This window comes from Mycobacterium saskatchewanense, from assembly GCF_010729105.1.
Classification (GTDB): Bacteria; Actinomycetota; Actinomycetes; order Mycobacteriales; family Mycobacteriaceae; genus Mycobacterium; species Mycobacterium saskatchewanense.
Genome location: NZ_AP022573.1, coordinates 1501247 through 1517903 on the forward strand (window position 1 = coordinate 1501247; position 16657 = coordinate 1517903).

Here is a 16657-nt window from a genome sequence, read left to right on the forward strand (position 1 = left end):
GTTGCCAATAATATTGCATTTTATGCATCGTCGCACGGATGGTTCTCTGGGTGAGGTAAGTGAACGCCCGCACCGGGAGGCCAACCATGACCGACATTGAACGCCGCTCGGCCAGCCCCGTCCTAGCGTGGAAAGGCCGCTATTTCGAGGACTTCGTCGTCGGCGACCTCTACCAGCATCCCCTGGGACGCACAGTCATTCAGGCGGATAACGTCTGGCTGACCTTGCTGACGCAGAACACCGCACCACTGCACTTCGATGTGCACTACGCCGCACAGACCGAGTTCGGCAAGCCGCTGGTGGATTCAACTTTCACCCTGGCCCTGGTGACCGGCCAAAGCGTCGTCGACTTGTCTCAACACGTGATGGCCAATCTCGGCTGGGATCGAGTCCGCATGCCAAACCCGCTCTTCGAGGGCGAGACGGTCTACTCGCAGTCCGAAGTGCTTGCGACACGCGAATCCCGCTCCCACCCGGAGGCGGGGATCGTCACGGTACGCACCACCGGCTACACGGCACAAGGCAAGATCGTCATAAGCTTCGAACGCACTTTCATGGTCTACCGCAGTGGCCACGGACCAAAACTCGCTGCCGTACAGCCTGTTTGGGATAGCCGGTCGCGGGCCGCCGTAATTGGCGACGGCGCGCGGTGATGGCCCTCGCCGCATTTCGATCCTGGTTATACGTGCCAGGTGATCGCCCCGACCGATTTCCCAAAGCCGCATCCGCCGGCGCCGACGTCGTCGTTTGTGACCTCGAAGACGCTGTCCCGAGCGCCAAGAAGGCAGACGCCCGAACCGCGGTCCGGCGCTGGTTGAAAACTCACCGAGCCGCCGTGCGGGTCAATGCGGCCGACACCGCTTGGCATGACGAAGACATCGCCGCCATCGCGGGAACACCAGGCCTGAGCACACTGGTGCTGCCCAAGGCGCAACACCGCGACCAGATCGCGCGTTTGTCGACCAGATTAGGTTGCCGCACCCCCGTGGTGCCATTGGTGGAGACTGCCGAAGGGATAGTCAACGCCTCGGACATCGCCGCCGGCCCAAACGTCGCCACACTCGCGTTCGGCAGCCTGGATTACGCGCTCGACCTCGGTCTTCACGGCCGCCGCGACGAAGACGTCTTCCTGTTCCCGCGATCCGTTCTCGTGCTGGCCTGCCGGGTGGCCGGGCTCGCCGCACCAATCGACGGCGTCACCGCTGCAATAACGGACACCGAGGCTGTCCGACGGGACAGCAACCGCGCGGCGGCACTCGGGTTCGGCGGAAAACAGTGCATCCACCCCAATCAGGTCGGCGCTGTCAACACCGCTTTCACCCCGTCAGCCGGGGCGATCGACCACGCACAGCGGATCGTCGATGCAGCGCGGGCCGCCCACGGCTCGGCCGTGCAACTCGACGGCCAAATGATCGACAAACCCCGCATAGAGCAGGCCTACCGAGTCCTGGCTGCCGCTGCAGGAATGGCCGGCCGCTCGCAAAACAAGTTGAGCGAAAAGGAAACCGCATCATGACCATCCAGCTGACCAACAGTGCCGACACTCCACAACGCGCCGAGCTGCGCGCCGCGGTCCGCCACCTGTGTGGACAATTTGATGAAGAATACTGGCGCGAACGGGACATCAACCGCGAATATCCCGAAGAGTTCGTGGACACGTTGACCAAGGCGGGCTACCTCGCTGCCCTCATTCCCACCGAGTTCGGCGGGCTGGGCCTGGGCTTGGCCGAAGCCGGCATCATCCTCGAAGAGGTAAACCGTTCCGGCGGACATTCGGCGGCCTGCCACGCTCAGATGTACACCATGGGCGCCCTGCTGCGGCACGGCACCACCACACAGAAGCAGCGCTACCTGCCCGAGATCGCCAGCGGAAACCTGAGGCTACAGGCGTTTTCGATCACCGAGCCCGAAGCCGGCTCGAACACACCCGACATCATCACCTTCGCGGCCAAAGACGGCGACGACTACGTGGTCACCGGGCACAAGAACTGGACGAGCCGCATTGAACAATCGGACCTCCTGATGCTGCTCGCACGCACCGAGAACCGGCCCCAAGACCCAGCGCAACGCGCCGACGGGATCAGCCTCTTCCTGGTCGACCTCCGGGAAATCCGCGCCAACGCACCACAGACACTGGTCGTCGACCCCGTACGGACCATGTTCAACTACGCCACGAACCAGGTTTGGTACAACCAGATGCGCATCCCCGCGTCGGCCCTGATCGGCGAGGAAGGCAAAGGTTTTCGTTACGTCATTGACGGCTGGAACGCCGAAAGGATCCTGCTGGCGTCCGAAGCCGTCGGTGACGGCTACTGGTTCCTCGATACCGCCATCCAATACGCCAACACCCGCTCCGTCTTCGGCCACGCCATCGGTGCCAACCAGGGCGTGCAGTTCCCGCTGGCCCGTGCCTACACCCAGGTGCTCGCCGCGGACATGATGCGCAACCGTGCCGCCGATCTGTTCGACGCCGGTGAGCCCTGTGGCGCCGAAGCCAACGCCGCGAAATTCGTTGCTTCCGAGGCGAGTTGGCAAGCGGCCAATATCTGTCTCGACGTCCACGGCGGCTACGGATTCGTGGACAAATACAACGTGGAGCGCAAATTCCGCGAAACGCGAGTCTATCAGGTCGCGCCCGTGAACAACAACATGATCCTGGCCTTCCTTGGACAGCACGTCCTGGGCCTGCCCCGCTCCTACTGAACAGAAGGGAGAGTCGTCCCGTGAAGAAGAAGTACTCGCCTAGCGCAGCGACCGACATGCTGAAATTCGTTCCTCCGCGGGCAAACATCCTCGTGCCGATCGGATTCGGCGAGCCGCCCACGCTGGTCGGCACTCTCGAGCAGCACGCCGATGAGCTCGACCGGGTCCGTATTCACCAGATGGACGCGTTTATCGAGCGCCGTTATATTCGCGGCGAATTCGGGGATCACCTGCGACACGTCAGTTACTACCTCGGACCGGGCACCCGGCAGGCCTATTGGGACGGACATGTCGAACTGGTGCCCAACCACTTCTCTGAGGTGCCGATGATTTTGCGCCGCAACGTGAAACCCGACCTGGTCATCGCGGCGGCCAATGGCCCCGACGCGCGCGGCTACTTCAGCCTGGGCACCAACGCCGACTACGTGGCCTCATTCCTCGACGAAGTGCCGGTCTTTCTCGAAACCACCACCGCGCAGCCGTTCACGTATGGAAGCAACCACATCCACATCAGCAAGGTAGCCGGATGGATCAACACCGACGTGCCTATGCCAGCAATCACCAAGCGTCCCAGCGACCCTCGTGACAAGACGATCGCCCAGTTCGTCGCCGAACGGGTGCCTGACGGCAGTTGCCTCCAGGTTGGCGTAGGAAGCATTCCCGATGCCCTGCTCTCGGAGCTCGTCGAGCACAACAACCTTGGCGTCCACACAGAGTGCTTCTCCGACGGGCTGATGGAACTGGTCGAGTCCGGTGCTGCGACAGGGGCGCTGAAACGCCATCACCGCAGCAAGCACGTGGCCGCATTCGCGGTCGGGTCGACTCAACTCCTCTCCTGGCTGCACCACAACAGGGCCGTGGAGATGCTGCCCGTCGAATGGACCAACGACCCCCGGGTGATCGCCGAAGAACCCAACTTCATCTCGATCAACGCCACCACCGAAGTCGACCTCATGGGCCAGGCGGCCAGCGAGACGATCGCCGGCCGGTACTGGTCGTCCTCGGGAGGCCAGGCGGACTTCGCCCGCGGCGCAATGTATTCGCCGAACGGGCGGGCATTTCTGGTGCTGCACGCCACGACGAGCTCCGGAATCGGACGTATCCGCGCCCAACTCAGCCCCGGCAGCGTGGTGACCACCCTGAAAAACACGATCGACCACGTCGTGACCGAGTACGGAGTGGCGACATTGCGAGGAGCATCACTGAGCGAACGAGCGCACAGGCTGATCGCCATCGCTCACCCCGATCACCGCGACCGACTACGGTTCGACGCCCGCAAGGCGGGACTGCTGCACTGACGAAAACACGAATTTGAGAGTGGTCAGGAAGAGCTGTGGAGACCAGGCACAAAAACCGGAACCTCAAAAAGGTCGTGGGTGGGATATGGCTGCCGACGGTGGTCCTGGCCGTGGTCCTGGTCACCGGCTACGGGATCGGCATGGTTCGACGCAATTCTGAGGCCATTAGCCATCCGCCCTCGCCCAGCTCATTACCCCCGACAATCGTCGAAATCAATCCTAAGGATGTCACCTATGAGGTGTTCGGAACTCTCGACAGCGGCGGGAAAGTGGCCTACGCGGATCTCAATAGCCGGCCGATCGAAGTAGTCTTGACCTCGCTTCCGTGGTCGCACTCGGAAACGACAACGTCGCCTTCGGCCACGCTGAGCCTCGTCGCCCAGGTCGACGGCAATTCGGTGGGTTGTCGGATTATTGTCAATAATGAGGTCCGTGACGAGCACTCAGTCTCCCATAAGGGTGCCGCCGTAGCTTGCACGGTGGCCGCAGCGTGAGCACTGAAATGCTCGTTCGCGAGAATCGCGGGGAACGTTCGAAGTCGCCCCGCGTCGCGAGACTTTTACGGACCCTGGCGATTCCGATCATCGTCTTTTGGGTGCTGGTCGGTGTGGCTACCAACCTGTTCGTGCCCTCTCTCGAGGAGACCACGAAGGCCAACGCCGGGGCCATGATCCCCCGCGACGCCCCGTCGTCGCAGGCAGCGATTCTCAGCGGCAACGCGTTTCAGGAATCCAAATACACGAGTGTCGCGGTGATTCTCCTGGAAAGCCAAGGACGCAAACTCAACGACGGCGATCACCGCTATTACAACGAGTTGGTGGCCCGACTCGTGCGCGATACAAGGCACGTGCAGTCAATCCAGAACCTTTGGGCCAAGCCGGTGACGATGTCGGGGCAGCAGAGCGCCGACGGCGAGGTCGCAACGGTCACGATCCGCCCAGTCGGCGACCAGGGCGACGCCACCGCGAATCAATCGGTGCAGGCGATTCGAGACACCGTGGCCAAGCTGCCGAAACCGAGCGGGCTGAATACCTACGTGACCGGGCCCGCTCCACTTGCCGCGGACACCCTGCACGCGGCGGATGAGAGCATGGGCACGCTGACAATCGTCACAATCGTCATCATCATCGCACTGCTGCTGATCGCCTACCGCTCGATCACGAGGGCGCTTATTCCCCTGATGGGGGTGCTGGTCATATTGGCGGCGGCCCGCGGCATCGTCTCGCTTCTCGTTCAGCACCACCTTATCGGGATCTCCTCATTCGCCGCCAACATGTTGGTGGCGCTCGTCCTAGGCGCCACAACGGATTACAGCATTTTCTTTGTTGGTCGATACCAAGAAGCGCGTCAATCAGGGCAAGACCGCGAAAGCGCTTACTACACGTCCGTCGGCAACGTTTCGCACGTAATCCTGGGATCGGGTCTGGCGATCACCGGGGCAACGCTATGCCTCACCCTCACCCATCTGGACTACTTCCGCACCCTCGGACCGCCATGCGCGGTGTCCATGATCGTCGCCGTTGTCGCTGCCCTCACCCTCGGCCCCGCTATCCTCACGGTCAGTAGCAAGGTCAAGTGGTTGGCGCTGGGAGCCCAAAGACCAAACCCCGCTTGGCGCAGGCTCGGCACCGCCATCGCCCGCTGGCCGGGCGCAATGATTGCGGTGGCCGCTCTCGTCATCCCGCTGTGCGTTTTAGGCCTCACGGCATACAAGGTGAGTTACAACGACCGAGATTTCGCGCCCACAAGCGTCGAATCCAGCGTCGGGTATTCCGTCGCGGACAGGCACTTCCCAAAGAGTCACATGTCGACTGACGCCGTCTACGTGCAGTCGGATCATGACATGCGCAATACCACCGACATGATCGCCCTGGACCGGATCACCAAGAGCATTTATCGGGTCCCGGGCATCTCAATGGTGCAAAGCGTCACCCGACCGAACGGTCGACCGCTCGAACACGCTTCGCTCCCGTACGCCATGGGCTCCGTGGGAACCAAGATTGGCGAGAATATCGGCTTCCTACGCGATCGCATAGCGGATCTCGACGCCCTCGCAGCCACAATGGGCGACGTGGTCGACTCCACCACACGCATGGAAGAGCTGACAACCAAACTGGGAATCGGGACCCACATATCGCGCCAATCCGCGGATCAACTGCTAGCCATTACGCAGGACGCTCGAGACAAGCTGGCAAATTTCGACGACTTCTTCCGGCCTTTGCGCAGCTACTTTTACTGGGAGAGACACTGCTTCGACATCCCCATCTGCTGGGCTCTTCGATCGATCAACGAAACCATAGACAACGTCGATCAGATGAGCCAAGAATTCGCCAACACGGTGAAAGGCCTCACTGTTATCGACACGGTGACCCCGCAGTTGGTCACCGAGCTGCATGAAACGGTGAAGAACATGACGACCATGCAAGCCTTGACCCTCGCCATGCAAAGTACGATGCATGCGCTTATCCCCCAGTTGGACAGCGTTATTCGCCCGATGGTCGACATGGCCCAGGCGTTCGACAACGCTAAGAATGACGACTTTTTCTTCCTCCCGCCGGACGCGTTCGAAACGCCAGACTTCAAGGCCAATCTTGACTTCTTCATGACCGCCGATGGCAAAGGCGCCCGCATCATGCTCTACCACAAGGGCGAGGCGATGAGCCCGGAGGGAATCAAGCAGGTGGAAAGCGCCTCGGCCGCCGCGGAAGAAGCTCTGAAGGGAACGTCTTTATCAAGCGCGAAACTATACATGGCCGGCGCTGCATCGAACTATCGCGACGTACAGGATTATTCGGCAAACGACATCATCATCATGATGTTTGCCACCTTTGCGTTGGTCTTCGTAATCGTCTTACTGGTCACGAGAGCATTTGTCGGATCGGTTGTCGTGCTCGTCACCGTGATGCTTTCCTTCGCCGCTGCCTACGGGTTGTCCGCCTTCATCTGGGAAGACCTCGTCGGCATCCAACTGCATTGGCTGACGTTGCCGATCGCATTCATCGTCCTTGTCGCGGTCGGTTGCGACTACAACCTGCTCTTACTTTCGCGCTACGAAGAGGAAATCGGTGCGGGAGTAAGGACCGGTCTAATCCGGGCGATGGCCGGCTCTGGCGGCGTGGTGGTCACAGCGGCGTTCGTGTTCGCATTCACCATGCTGGCGCTTCTCTCGAGTGACGTCGTGAACATCGGCCAATCAGGCTCGACTATCTGCATCGGGTTGATTCTCGACATGATGATCGTGCGTTTGTTCCTCGTCATGCCACTCGCGCGCCTTCTTGGCACCTGGTTTTGGTGGCCCCGCAGGACTTTCGTGAATAAACGGTGACTCGGCGAAACTGGCCACCAGCAACAGCTCGGAAGCGAAGCGGGCGTGGCCGTCTTCAGTCCGCCGTCGCCCCAGATCGGATGTGGCATCCGCCTTCTCGGCCGTCGAATTGCGGACGCACACGTTTATCGCCGAACGCGGTTTGGCTCGTTGAGGGAGTTCCGCAAGGCGCGCAGGGCATGGTGCAGCCGGCACTTCACAACAGGTTCGGTGACGTCCAGGTCGGCGGCGATCTGGTGCGTCGCCCATCCGAGGAAATACGCCCGGTGGATCATCTTGCGCTGCGATGGGTGCAACCGAGCCAAAGCTTCGGTGATCAGCACGCGGTCGAAGAGCTGCCCTGACTCGTCGGCGCGGGACGCATCCGTTCGCTTGAGCTTGCCAGTCTCAGCTCGCGCCCTCATGACTTCGATGCGCCGTTCATGACGGGGTCTCCGACGTCCGCGGCCCGATGGGTGACACCGGGCGAGCGTGCAAGCCGGTCAATGGGTCGACGTCGCCGTCGGCCGTCGCTTGGTTCTCCAGCAGGTAGGTGAGGATGAAGTCGTGCGAGGTCGCCAGATGCTCGCGGACCAGCTGGGCGGCCAGGGCAGCGTCGCCGCCCTCGACAGCGGCGAGGATGGCGAGATGTTCGGACACGAGGTGCTCGGTCTGCCCGATCACCTCGAGATGGACATACAGATAGCGGTCGGTGAGACCACGCAATCGTTCGACCAGCTCGATCATCCGCGGTCGGTTCGCGCGCTTGTACACCGCCGCGTGGAAGGCGGCGTTGGCGGTCAGCCACACGCGGGGGTCGGCATGTTGTTCCATGACTTCCAACTGCTTACGCATCGTAAGCAGGTCTGCCCGACCCACATTGGGAACGGCAATGCGGGTGGCGAGCGGCTCGACCGCCTCGCGTAGCTCGTACAGCTCTTGCAACTCACCGACCGACATCCCGGTCACCGCGGCGGTGGCGTTCGACATGGGACGCACAAGCCCCTCACCGGCGAGGATTTGCAGTGCGTCGCGCACCGGAATGCGGCTCACGCCGAACCGGGCGGCAACGCTGTGCTGCGAAAGCCCCGAGCCCGGGGGGATGTCCCCCTGCAGGATTTCGAGGCGCAGCTGCGAAGCCACCCGTTCGGCCGCCGTCTCGTATGCCATTGCGCCTCCCTGTATACCAGCAATGGCGATTGTATATAGCATTGCCCTTAGCTGCGACTTGGGGTCGGAGCGACTGAAGCGCCCGCACCCCGGAAGCGGGAGGGGTGTGAGATTCGGCCCGGCTTTGCCGACGCCGGGTCAGGCGTGGCGCCCGGCTACCGGCCGGCCTTGAGCGCGAGATCGATGGCGTACTGATTGACGAAGGTGCCCGCCGTCGGGTCGCCCTTACCGCACGTCCCGTCGGACTCGCCGGGGCGCTTGATCCACAGGTAGGCGTCGGCGTGCGCCCCCGCGGTGGCCGCGGTGGGCGGGACACCCAGCGCACGCCCGCTGGGGTTGCACCAGTTGAGCTCGGAATCGGGCGCGGGCCCGACGCCGTTGCGCGACGTGTCGATGACGTAGTGTGAGCCGTTCGTCAGCCCCGAAATGGCTTCGCCGTAACCGATTTCGTCCTCGGTGGTGAAGAAGTTGGCGGTGTTGACGCTGAAGCCCCGCGCGTGGCCGATGCCGGCCTGGTTGAGCCTGGCGGCCATGTCCTCCGGGGTGTGCCAACGCAGGTGGCCGGCGTCGACGTACACGGCCGCGTTCGGGTCCCGGCTCAACGTGTCGACGGCGTAGTGGATCAGGTCGTAGCGCTCCTGGCGCTGGTCGCCAGACAGGCAGTCGGCCATGGCGAGCGCGTCGGGTTCGACGACGATCGCGACCCGCGAGGCGCCCAGGTCCGACGCGATGCCGTCGACCCACGAGCGGTAATCCGCCGCCGATCCCATGCCGCCCGCGGCGAAGCTGCCGCAGTCGCGGTGCGGGATCCCGTACAGCGACAAAACCGGGATGGCGCCGGCGGCGTTTGCGTCACCGGTGTACTTGCCGACCGCGGAAGCCGAAGACCCCGGGACGATCCAGTACGCCTGCGGCGTGTTGGCAACGGCGGCCAGCTGGGGACTCGGCGGGTCGGTGCTCTGCGCGGCGCGCATGGCCGCCGACGTGGGGTTGACGTAGAACGGCGCCCCGGCCAACGGATTGGCGTCGCTGGCCAAGCGCACCGCGGGGGCGGGGCGGACCGGCGTCGGACCGGTGGGCAGAGCCGTGCTCGCAGCGGCGGCGACTGACAGGAATGGGGCGATCCACCGTGCGACTGCACGAGCAGCTGAGAACGTCACCTCAGGAAAACTAGTATCCCCGCAGATCGAGCGCCAACTGCCCGCTACGTAGAGATGCGGGCCGGGCGGCGGCGCGGGTTGGCACTGCGCCATGAATGCACCGCGGCGATGGCCGTCTTGAGCCCGCGGCGGCGCCCCGTCACGCCGTCCGTCGCAGCATAGCCCGGCTCGAGTTGGGCGAACATTCGCTCGCTGCGGGTCTCCGGCGCGTCGTCGGCGGTGTCGCGCAGGTAGGAGTTCGGCAACGACAGCTTGGCGATGGTGCGCCACGTCTTGCCGTACTGCACCAAGAACGGGCCGGTGGTGTAGGGCAGGTCGTACTTCTCGCACAACGCGCGCACCCGCACCGAGACGTCGTGCAGCCGGTTACTCGGCAGGTCGGGGAACAAGTGGTGCTCGATCTGGTGGCACAGGTTGCCGCTCAGGAACCGCAGCACGGGCCCCGCGTCGAAGTTGGCGCTGCCCAGCATCTGCCGCAGATACCACTGCCCCTTGGTCTCGCCGATCATGTCGGTCTTCGTGAACTTCTCGGCGCCATCGGGAAAGTGGCCGCAGAAGATCACCGCGTTCGCCCAGACATTGCGGATTACGTTGGCCACCGCGTTGGCCGTCAGCGTCGACTTGTAGGTCGCCGCCGGCGACAGCGACGTCAGCGCCGGGAACGCGACGTAGTCCTTGACCACCTGGCGGCCGGCCTTGACCAGAAATTCGCGGGTCCGCACGGCGATGACGTCACGTTCGGGCCCCGGCTCGAGCAGCTTCTCCAGGTCGACCGTCTGCAAGCCGATCCCCCACTCGAACCCGAGCGCGAGGAGGGCGTTGAACAGCAGGTTGCCGACGTTGTAGCGCTCCCACGGCTGGTCGCGCGTCACGCGCAGGACGAAGTAGCCGACGTCGTCGTCCATGTCGAGGATGTTGGTGTACTTGTGGTGCTGATTGTTGTGGGCGGAGATCCAATGTTTCGACGCCGCACTCATGTCCCACTCCCACGTCGTCGAGTGGATCTCGGGATCATTCATCCAGTTCCACTGGCCGTGCATGACGTTGTGACCGATCTCCATGTTCTCGATGATCTTGGCCAGGCCCAGGGTCACGATGCCCGCCCACCACGCCGAGCGTTTCGAGCTGCCGGCCAGCACGAGCCGGCCGGCGAGTTCGAGGGCACGCTGCGCGGCGATGGTGCGGCGGATGTAGCGCGCGTCGCGCTCGCCGAGCGAGTCCTCGACGTCTCGCCGGATCGCGTCCAGCTCGACGGCCAGACTCTCGATGTCGGCGTCCGTCAGGTGGGCGAAGGCTGGAACGTCGGTGATCGCCATGGTTTCCTCCCCTTAAGCCTTGTGCGGACCTCAGCGCCGAGATGCCGTCAACGATTCAACGACGCCGACGATTTCAACGTTCCGCCCGGGCGGCGGACTTACGAGATACATAGGTCCGAGATCGATTGCGCCCCAACCGGGTTCGTGACCCGGCACAATAACGCCACGAGATGAGCGGCAGCTCAGTACAACATAAGCGCTAGTTGAGTGTCAGCGCCGGCAGCCACGTCGGCGTGTCCCCCACCCGCCACCCTATGGGTCGCGGTCGTTACCGCGCCGATCGCCGGCGTGGCGTACGGTGCGCGGCCAGCACGTCGGCGTTCGCCAGCGTCTGCGCTTGAGCGGCCAGCGTGGAGGCCCTGTTGGCGTAGGCGATCACTTCAGCGTCGTCTGTTCCTTCGGTGCCGTGCGCCGCCGCCAGGTACCGTTTCGCGTCGTCGAAGCGGGTTTTGGCGTCGGTCCCGATGCTTTGTTGGTGCCGGGCGACGTAGTCCGAGATTTGGCGCACTCGGGCGTCGGCGGTGGCCAACGCCCGCGTCGACGTATCGTCGCCGGCTTCGACGTCCGGTTGCCCGGCGCCTCGATGGCCCCGCCGCGCGGCGCGCCGGCGATGGAGCACGAAGAGCGCCAGGACCGCGGCCACCGCGACGACGGCACCGATCGCGATGAGCAACCAGATCCGTTTCGACGAGCCCGCCGGATGATCCGGCCCCGCCGCCGCTTGATTTAGCCCGTCGGCCGCCGCGACCGCGGCACCGCTCCAGTCTTTGGTGGCCACCGCCGGGTCGATCCGCCTGGTCCGCAAACTGCCCACCTCGGCGGCGGTGAGGCCTTGGATCCCCGGCGGCACGCTGAACGCGTACAGCTTGGTGTTGATGGCCACGGCCAGCAGCACGTCGTGATCACCCATCCCGCTGGCGCCACGGGTCTTGTCGGCCCAGTTGTCGGGTCGGAATCGCGAGAAATTGTCGACGTAGACCACCCACAGCCGGATGCCTTGGTCGCGGTAGAGCCGGTCGATCGCCGAGCTGACCGCCGCCCGTTGGGGATCCGTCAGCGCGCCGGAGTTGTCGGTGATGTGGTCGGTCAGCGTCGACGGCGGTTGCGCGCCGGCGGGGGTTGTCAGCAGCAGGCCCGCGGTGAGGATCGCCAGGACCACACCGCAGAGGCGAGCGACGCGCATACGGGCAATGTAGCGGTTGATGTACGGGGCAGGGCGATGGCCGCGGCCGAAATGATCGCGCCGAGGCAAACGCTGGCCCCCGGCGACCCGCGCTGGCAGGGTGGCGATTCGTGCGGGTGTGGCTGAGTGGCTAGGCAGCGGCCTGCAAAGCCGTATACACGGGTTCGAGTCCCGTCACTCGCTCTTGGGGGTCAGGGCAGGGCGTTCGGAGTCACGAGAAACTTCTCTCCGGTCGCCCGCCTGACGTACGCCGTGAAGGCGTCGGGGGCGAGCATGCCGGCGAGGGACACCTCGCGGGTGTAGCTGCTCGCGAATGTCGTCATGAGTTCCGCGGCCACCCGGGCCCGCAGCCGGCCGAAGGTCTCGGCGCCCGCGCTCTGCAGGAAGTAGGTGAGCAGCCACCCGCCGACACCCCACGCCATGCCGAACTTCCGGTCGAGCACGGTCGGACCGGTGTCGAGGGAGCCGTAGATGTAGACCTGCTTGTGGGTGCTGGACCCGTAGCGCGAGTACTCCGTGGCGGTCGCGTTGGCCGCCTTCTCCATGCCGTTGAGGATTTGGCTCGCCAGCGTGCCGCCACCCGTGGCGTCGAACGCGAGCGTCGCCGATGTCTCCTTGAGAGCCTCGAGGAGGTCGGCCTCGAACGAGGGTGCCGTCGAGTTCAGGACGTGGGTGGCGCCGAGCGACCTCAGCAGCTCTTCCTGCTCGGGCTTGCGGACGATGTTGACCAGGGGGATGCCGTCCTTCAGGCAGATCTTGACCAGCATTTGTCCGAGGTTCGACGCCGCGGCGGTGTGGACGAGGGCCGAATGGCCTTCGCGGCGCATGGTCTCCGTCATTCCGAGCGCCGTCATCGGGTTGACGAACGACGACGCGCCGTCGCGCGCCGTGGCCCCTTCGGGCAGGACCAGGCAGGCGGACGCGTCGACCGCGCGGTATTGCGAGTACATCGCGCCACCGGCGATCGCCACCGTCTTGCCGAGCAGGGCTTGGGCCGCGTCGGAGGAACCCGCGGCCACCACCGTTCCCGCCCCCTCGTTGCCCACCGGGAGCGACTGGTCGAGTCGGGCCGCGAGCCCCGGCAGCGTCTCCTTGGCGACGGGGGCGGTGACGACCGGACGTTCGGGCGTGCCCGCGACCGTCGCCTTGGTCAGGTCCGCGCTGGCGATGAGCAGGCCCAGGTCCGACGGGTTGATCGGCGAGGCTTCGACGCGGACCAGTACTTCGTTGTGGTTTGGGGTGGGAACCGCAACGTCGCGCAGCGAGAGTTCGAGCGTGCCGTCCGACGTCACCAACGAACGCAGCTCGAGGGCGGTGTCAGGCAAGTCTGCGGTCATGGCGGTGCCTCGTTTCGGTTGCCGGTGCTTTTAGCTTCTCAACGCGCGACGCGGTCATCCATCTTCCGGGTCGACGTAAAACCACCGGCCGGCGCGGCGCTCGAATCGGCTGCGCTCGTGCAGGCTGCCGGCGCGGCCCTCGGCCTCGAACCGGGCGGTGAACTCCACCTCACCGCGGTCGTCGTCGGGACCGCCCGCGACGGTGTCTTCGACTTCGAGTCCCGCCCAGGTGAGGGCCGGGTCGATGGTCACGTCGGCCGGCCTGGTGCGCGGGTGCCACGTGCGGAACAAGTAGTCGGCGTCGCCGCATGCGAAGGCCGAATACCGCGACCGCATCAATTCCTCGGCCGTGCGGGCCTGGCGCTCGCCGTGGTGGAGCGGTTGGCAACACTCGCGGTAGCTGACGCCGCTGCCGCACGGGCATGGCGGTGCGAGGAATTCGTTCACGTCATGAGCGTGACAGAGGAATCTTGCGGCGGTGCGAGGGCATTTTTCCCGGCCGGATCGGTGCTCACCGTCGATTGCAGATCGGCGGTGCAGTGGGGTTGAGGACTTGGGTGGTCAATTCCCGATCGGAGGCCGCGGGTTACCGGTCAGCGGAGGTATCGGCCCCTCACCCGCCTCGGGAGCCACTGGCTCAGGGTCCCCCTTGGGCCTGGACTCGGGGGCGTCGGTAGCGTTTTTCGGCGCGTCATCCTCGTGGCGTTGGTTCATCGCTGTCTCCTTCGTTGGCGATGCGGAACTCATACCCACGTTTGCATTATCGCCACAACCTTTTGGCGTGGAATTTCGGCCGCACCCGTACCACGACACGCATTGGCCGACACCGGCGAATTGATCAGTAGTTTCGCTTGGAACGCCGGACGGGCACATGACCCCTGACTCGGACCTCGACTGCGGCTCCCGCCCCGACCTCTTTGACGGTGAATATGTATAGATCGCCCAACGGGCTGCCAAGGATCGGTTCCGCCTCCTCCTCGACATACCACAGCGCGCCAGGCTGGTTGCAAGGCGGCTTTATTGCCCTGTTTTCGTCGACGAGCCATTTCACCCCTGGGTCGTTGGGCGGGAACTCGATGTTGTCACCCCGCTTGATCTCCTCAGCGCGAATGGCGTCAAAGTTCGTATCCATGGTCACCGGTATGAGGTTAGTCGTGCACGCTCGACGCTTACAGATCGCGATATACGTCGACCCGGCGAGACCGGCCGCCTGAGCGGACCTGTCATCTTTCGCGAAGGATCACGACCAGGCAGCGCGCGAATGCACCTCGAATGACGCGCGGCGGTGTCCGGTCGGTGCCCTGTCGGATTGGAACCAAAGGCAAAGGTGAGCGCAGCGGGATTTCGTCATGAGTCGGGGATGAGGAGCGGCACTACAGTTTCCTAACAGGTTGATACCGATTGATGCAGAGCAGTTTTGGGCCCACATATTGAGGCACGATGTGCCCAGCGCAAAGTGTCGGCGTAAAGATGCGAGGAACAGCCCCGCACGTCCATGCGCACAACAGGGAGAGCCATGAAATCCATGAAGTCCATTGCCGTCAGCGCGGCTGCACTGGCCGTCGTTGGCGGTGGCGCCGCCGGGCTGGCATCCAGCGCATTGGGCATTGCGCCTGCGGGCCCGCCTCAAGTTCACCTGGCCTCAGTCGGTGTGCCGGTACCACAGGCCCCCCAGCCCGCGTCGACGATGATCCTGCCGACCCCCGACCAGTTAACCGACATCCTCAACAACCTTTCGAATCCGGGCGTGTCGTATAGGACCAAAGATGGTCTCGTCGAAGGCGGCATCGGGTCCGGCGAGGGCCATGAGATGGATCACGAGCTGAGAGTGGCCTACCGGAACGGGCAGCTCCCGTTGTCGTTTGTCGTCTCCAACATCCAACAGAACGGTCCGACTACGGTCATGTCCAATGTGGCCGTCTCGGGGCCAAAGCTGTCGGCACCGGTTACGAAGCCCTTGATGTTTGTCAATCAAAACGGTCACTGGGTGTTGTCGAGCCCTTCCGCGACCATGCTGGTGCAGGCCGTCGCCGGGAACTGAGTCCAGCTTTCCGCGCGAGCAGCCCGACGGGGGGCCGCTGTTCAGAGTCGGTTGATGATTGACGTCTCCGTTCGGTGATCGCGCGGCTGGTGCGCGCGGCAGTCTTGAACAGATCGTCGCCGATGAAAAAGCGCAGTAGGTCACCGTGGGCGTGGACGTCGCAGCGACCGCCGGCGTAGTGCGCGCCGACGCAGCCCTGCTGCCAGGCGACACTGACCACGCCATTGGTGATCGCCCGGCGGTCGACCCACTCTGCGCCGGCGCGATCGTCATCCGAGAAGGCCCGGTGCCGACGCTCCCGGATCAGCCAAGGCAGGCTCGGCGCGTCTCGTGAAACTGCGGCGGGATCAAGCCGAAGGACCACGTCTGTATGGCGCGGACCTGCTGTCGGTAGGCGTGGGCCGCTATGGCGTTGGGGGACTTCAACTTCTCCCTCGGCGTCAACTTCGGCTGAGTTCGCCGCCGGATCCCCCACCCGGGCCCATCCCGGTTGACAGGTGCCCGCCTGCGCCGGACGGTGCCGCGGCCGCGGGGATGGCGTTGTCGATGAGGACGGCTGCGATGGCTGCGGCAGTGGCGAAGGTTTTGGTGTTGAGGACTCGGTTGCGGGCCGAAGCGCCATCCAAGAGCAACGCCAATTGTTCGCCCAGCTGTTCGGGATTGGCGGCGCCGGCCTCGCGGGCGGTTTCGGTGAGCCGCGCGGCAAAAGCCTTCTTGTAGTCGCGGGCGTGGGCGCGTGCCGGGTGGCCCGCGTCGTGGATTTCGACGGCCGCCGCGATGAACGGGCACAGAGGCGCGTCAATGTCGAAGGCGGCGAGAAGCCGTTCGCGAGGTGTCAGATCGGTGCGGTCGAACACCTCGGGCAGGACGTCGGGATCGAATCGGCGTAAATGTTCGGCGATCAGCTCATCCTTGCCGGTGAAGTGCTGGTAGAAGGTGCGCTTGGACACCTGGGCAACCGCGCAGAGCTGGTCCAGGCCGGTGCCGTTGATGCCTTGATCGCGGAACAGTTGTCGGGAGGCGGCCAGGATGCGCTCTCGCGCGCCCCTGCCGCGGCGCAGGCCTCGCGGCCCCTTCTCCAGCTCCGTCATACGCCCAGCGTACCGGTATTCGGTACGGATCGGTGTGCATAGCTTGCGCGCCGC

General features: G+C 64.4%; 16 protein-coding genes, 1 tRNA gene and 1 pseudogene. 8 read left to right on the plus strand and 10 right to left on the minus strand.

Annotated features, from left to right (window positions below):
- Positions 1 to 95 precede the first annotated feature (95 nt).
- The 6 genes from G6N56_RS06985 (at position 96) to G6N56_RS07010 (ending at position 7326) form a co-directional block, all read left to right on the plus strand.
- Positions 96 to 653: a MaoC family dehydratase gene (locus tag G6N56_RS06985; protein ID WP_408632693.1), complete on the plus strand. Its 558-nt coding sequence runs from the start codon at positions 96 to 98 to the stop codon at positions 651 to 653.
- A complete protein-coding gene (locus tag G6N56_RS06990) occupies positions 653 to 1516 on the plus strand; it encodes an HpcH/HpaI aldolase/citrate lyase family protein (protein WP_085258473.1) in 864 nt (287 codons plus the stop codon). Before G6N56_RS06985 ends, G6N56_RS06990 begins: the two co-directional genes overlap by 1 nt.
- Positions 1513 to 2703, plus strand: coding sequence for an acyl-CoA dehydrogenase family protein (locus G6N56_RS06995; RefSeq protein WP_085258472.1), 1191 nt, complete (start codon positions 1513 to 1515; stop codon positions 2701 to 2703). Before G6N56_RS06990 ends, G6N56_RS06995 begins: the two co-directional genes overlap by 4 nt.
- A 20-nt stretch (positions 2704 to 2723) precedes the next feature.
- A complete protein-coding gene (locus G6N56_RS07000; protein ID WP_232069238.1) occupies positions 2724 to 4001 on the plus strand; it encodes an acetyl-CoA hydrolase/transferase family protein in 1278 nt (425 codons plus the stop codon).
- Positions 4002 to 4141: 140 nt separating this feature from the next.
- Positions 4142 to 4495 carry an MmpS family transport accessory protein gene (locus G6N56_RS07005; protein WP_232069313.1) on the plus strand — a complete coding sequence of 118 codons (354 nt, stop codon included), beginning with the start codon at positions 4142 to 4144 and terminating at the stop codon, positions 4493 to 4495.
- 8 nt (positions 4496 to 4503) lie between these two features.
- A complete protein-coding gene (locus tag G6N56_RS07010) occupies positions 4504 to 7326 on the plus strand; it encodes an MMPL/RND family transporter (protein ID WP_085258470.1) in 2823 nt (940 codons plus the stop codon).
- Positions 7327 to 7451: 125 nt separating this feature from the next.
- Here the strand turns inward: G6N56_RS07010 and G6N56_RS07015 are convergent, their stop codons facing one another.
- The 5 genes from G6N56_RS07015 to G6N56_RS07035 form a co-directional block, all read right to left on the minus strand.
- Complete coding sequence (locus G6N56_RS07015) at positions 7452 to 7730, minus strand: sigma factor-like helix-turn-helix DNA-binding protein (protein ID WP_085258469.1); 279 nt, start codon at positions 7728 to 7730, stop codon at positions 7452 to 7454.
- A 16-nt stretch (positions 7731 to 7746) separates the two neighbouring features.
- Complete coding sequence (locus G6N56_RS07020) at positions 7747 to 8475, minus strand: GntR family transcriptional regulator (RefSeq protein ID WP_085258468.1); 729 nt, start codon at positions 8473 to 8475, stop codon at positions 7747 to 7749.
- 155 nt (positions 8476 to 8630) lie between these two features.
- A complete protein-coding gene (locus G6N56_RS07025) occupies positions 8631 to 9635 on the minus strand; it encodes a glycoside hydrolase family 6 protein (protein WP_085258467.1) in 1005 nt (334 codons plus the stop codon).
- Between the two features lie 44 nt (positions 9636 to 9679).
- A complete protein-coding gene (locus G6N56_RS07030) occupies positions 9680 to 10951 on the minus strand; it encodes a fatty acid desaturase family protein (protein ID WP_085258466.1) in 1272 nt (423 codons plus the stop codon).
- A 268-nt stretch (positions 10952 to 11219) separates the two neighbouring features.
- Entirely contained in the window at positions 11220 to 12134 is a 915-nt protein-coding gene (locus G6N56_RS07035) for a TPM domain-containing protein (protein ID WP_085258465.1), read from the minus strand.
- Positions 12135 to 12246: 112 nt separating this feature from the next.
- Here G6N56_RS07035 and G6N56_RS07040 point away from each other — a divergent pair.
- Positions 12247 to 12317: transfer RNA gene (locus tag G6N56_RS07040), tRNA-Cys, on the plus strand.
- An 8-nt stretch (positions 12318 to 12325) separates the two neighbouring features.
- Here the strand turns inward: G6N56_RS07040 and G6N56_RS07045 are convergent.
- The 3 genes from G6N56_RS07045 to G6N56_RS07055 form a co-directional block, all read right to left on the minus strand.
- Positions 12326 to 13471 (minus strand): zinc-binding dehydrogenase, encoded by a 1146-nt coding sequence (locus G6N56_RS07045; protein ID WP_085258464.1) that lies wholly within the window; start codon positions 13469 to 13471, stop codon positions 12326 to 12328.
- A gap of 54 nt (positions 13472 to 13525) precedes the next feature.
- Entirely contained in the window at positions 13526 to 13918 is a 393-nt protein-coding gene (locus G6N56_RS07050) for a YchJ family protein (protein ID WP_085258463.1), read from the minus strand.
- A gap of 391 nt (positions 13919 to 14309) precedes the next feature.
- Positions 14310 to 14609 carry a hypothetical protein gene (locus tag G6N56_RS07055; RefSeq protein ID WP_085258462.1) on the minus strand — a complete coding sequence of 100 codons (300 nt, stop codon included), beginning with the start codon at positions 14607 to 14609 and terminating at the stop codon, positions 14310 to 14312.
- 378 nt (positions 14610 to 14987) lie between these two features.
- On the opposite strand from G6N56_RS07055, the gene G6N56_RS07060 reads away from it, so the two are divergent.
- Positions 14988 to 15512: an MTB12 family secreted protein gene (locus G6N56_RS07060; RefSeq protein ID WP_085258617.1), complete on the plus strand. Its 525-nt coding sequence runs from the start codon at positions 14988 to 14990 to the stop codon at positions 15510 to 15512.
- A gap of 49 nt (positions 15513 to 15561) precedes the next feature.
- Here G6N56_RS07060 and G6N56_RS07065 read toward each other — a convergent pair.
- Positions 15562 to 15780 (minus strand): annotated as a pseudogene (locus tag G6N56_RS07065) (IS481 family transposase); the annotation flags it as partial.
- A gap of 172 nt (positions 15781 to 15952) precedes the next feature.
- The gene (locus tag G6N56_RS07070; RefSeq protein ID WP_085258461.1) at positions 15953 to 16603 is read right to left on the minus strand and encodes a TetR/AcrR family transcriptional regulator; all 651 of its coding nucleotides are present in this window, start codon (positions 16601 to 16603) and stop codon (positions 15953 to 15955) included.
- Between the last annotated feature and the right edge of the window lie 54 nt (positions 16604 to 16657).

Coding starts and splice junctions, on each gene's coding strand:
- G6N56_RS06990 (WP_085258473.1), top strand. CDS start 653: ATGGCCCTCGCCGCATTTCGATCCTGGTTATACGTGCCAGGTGATCGC.
- G6N56_RS06995 (WP_085258472.1), top strand. CDS start 1,513: ATGACCATCCAGCTGACCAACAGTGCCGACACTCCACAACGCGCCGAG.
- G6N56_RS07005 (WP_232069313.1), top strand. CDS start 4,142: ATGGTTCGACGCAATTCTGAGGCCATTAGCCATCCGCCCTCGCCCAGC.
- G6N56_RS07010 (WP_085258470.1), top strand. CDS start 4,504: ATGCTCGTTCGCGAGAATCGCGGGGAACGTTCGAAGTCGCCCCGCGTC.
- G6N56_RS07015 (WP_085258469.1), bottom strand. CDS start 7,730: ATGAGGGCGCGAGCTGAGACTGGCAAGCTCAAGCGAACGGATGCGTCC.
- G6N56_RS07020 (WP_085258468.1), bottom strand. CDS start 8,475: ATGGCATACGAGACGGCGGCCGAACGGGTGGCTTCGCAGCTGCGCCTC.
- G6N56_RS07030 (WP_085258466.1), bottom strand. CDS start 10,951: ATGGCGATCACCGACGTTCCAGCCTTCGCCCACCTGACGGACGCCGAC.
- G6N56_RS07035 (WP_085258465.1), bottom strand. CDS start 12,134: ATGCGCGTCGCTCGCCTCTGCGGTGTGGTCCTGGCGATCCTCACCGCG.
- G6N56_RS07045 (WP_085258464.1), bottom strand. CDS start 13,471: ATGACCGCAGACTTGCCTGACACCGCCCTCGAGCTGCGTTCGTTGGTG.
- G6N56_RS07060 (WP_085258617.1), top strand. CDS start 14,988: ATGAAATCCATGAAGTCCATTGCCGTCAGCGCGGCTGCACTGGCCGTC.
- G6N56_RS07070 (WP_085258461.1), bottom strand. CDS start 16,603: ATGACGGAGCTGGAGAAGGGGCCGCGAGGCCTGCGCCGCGGCAGGGGC.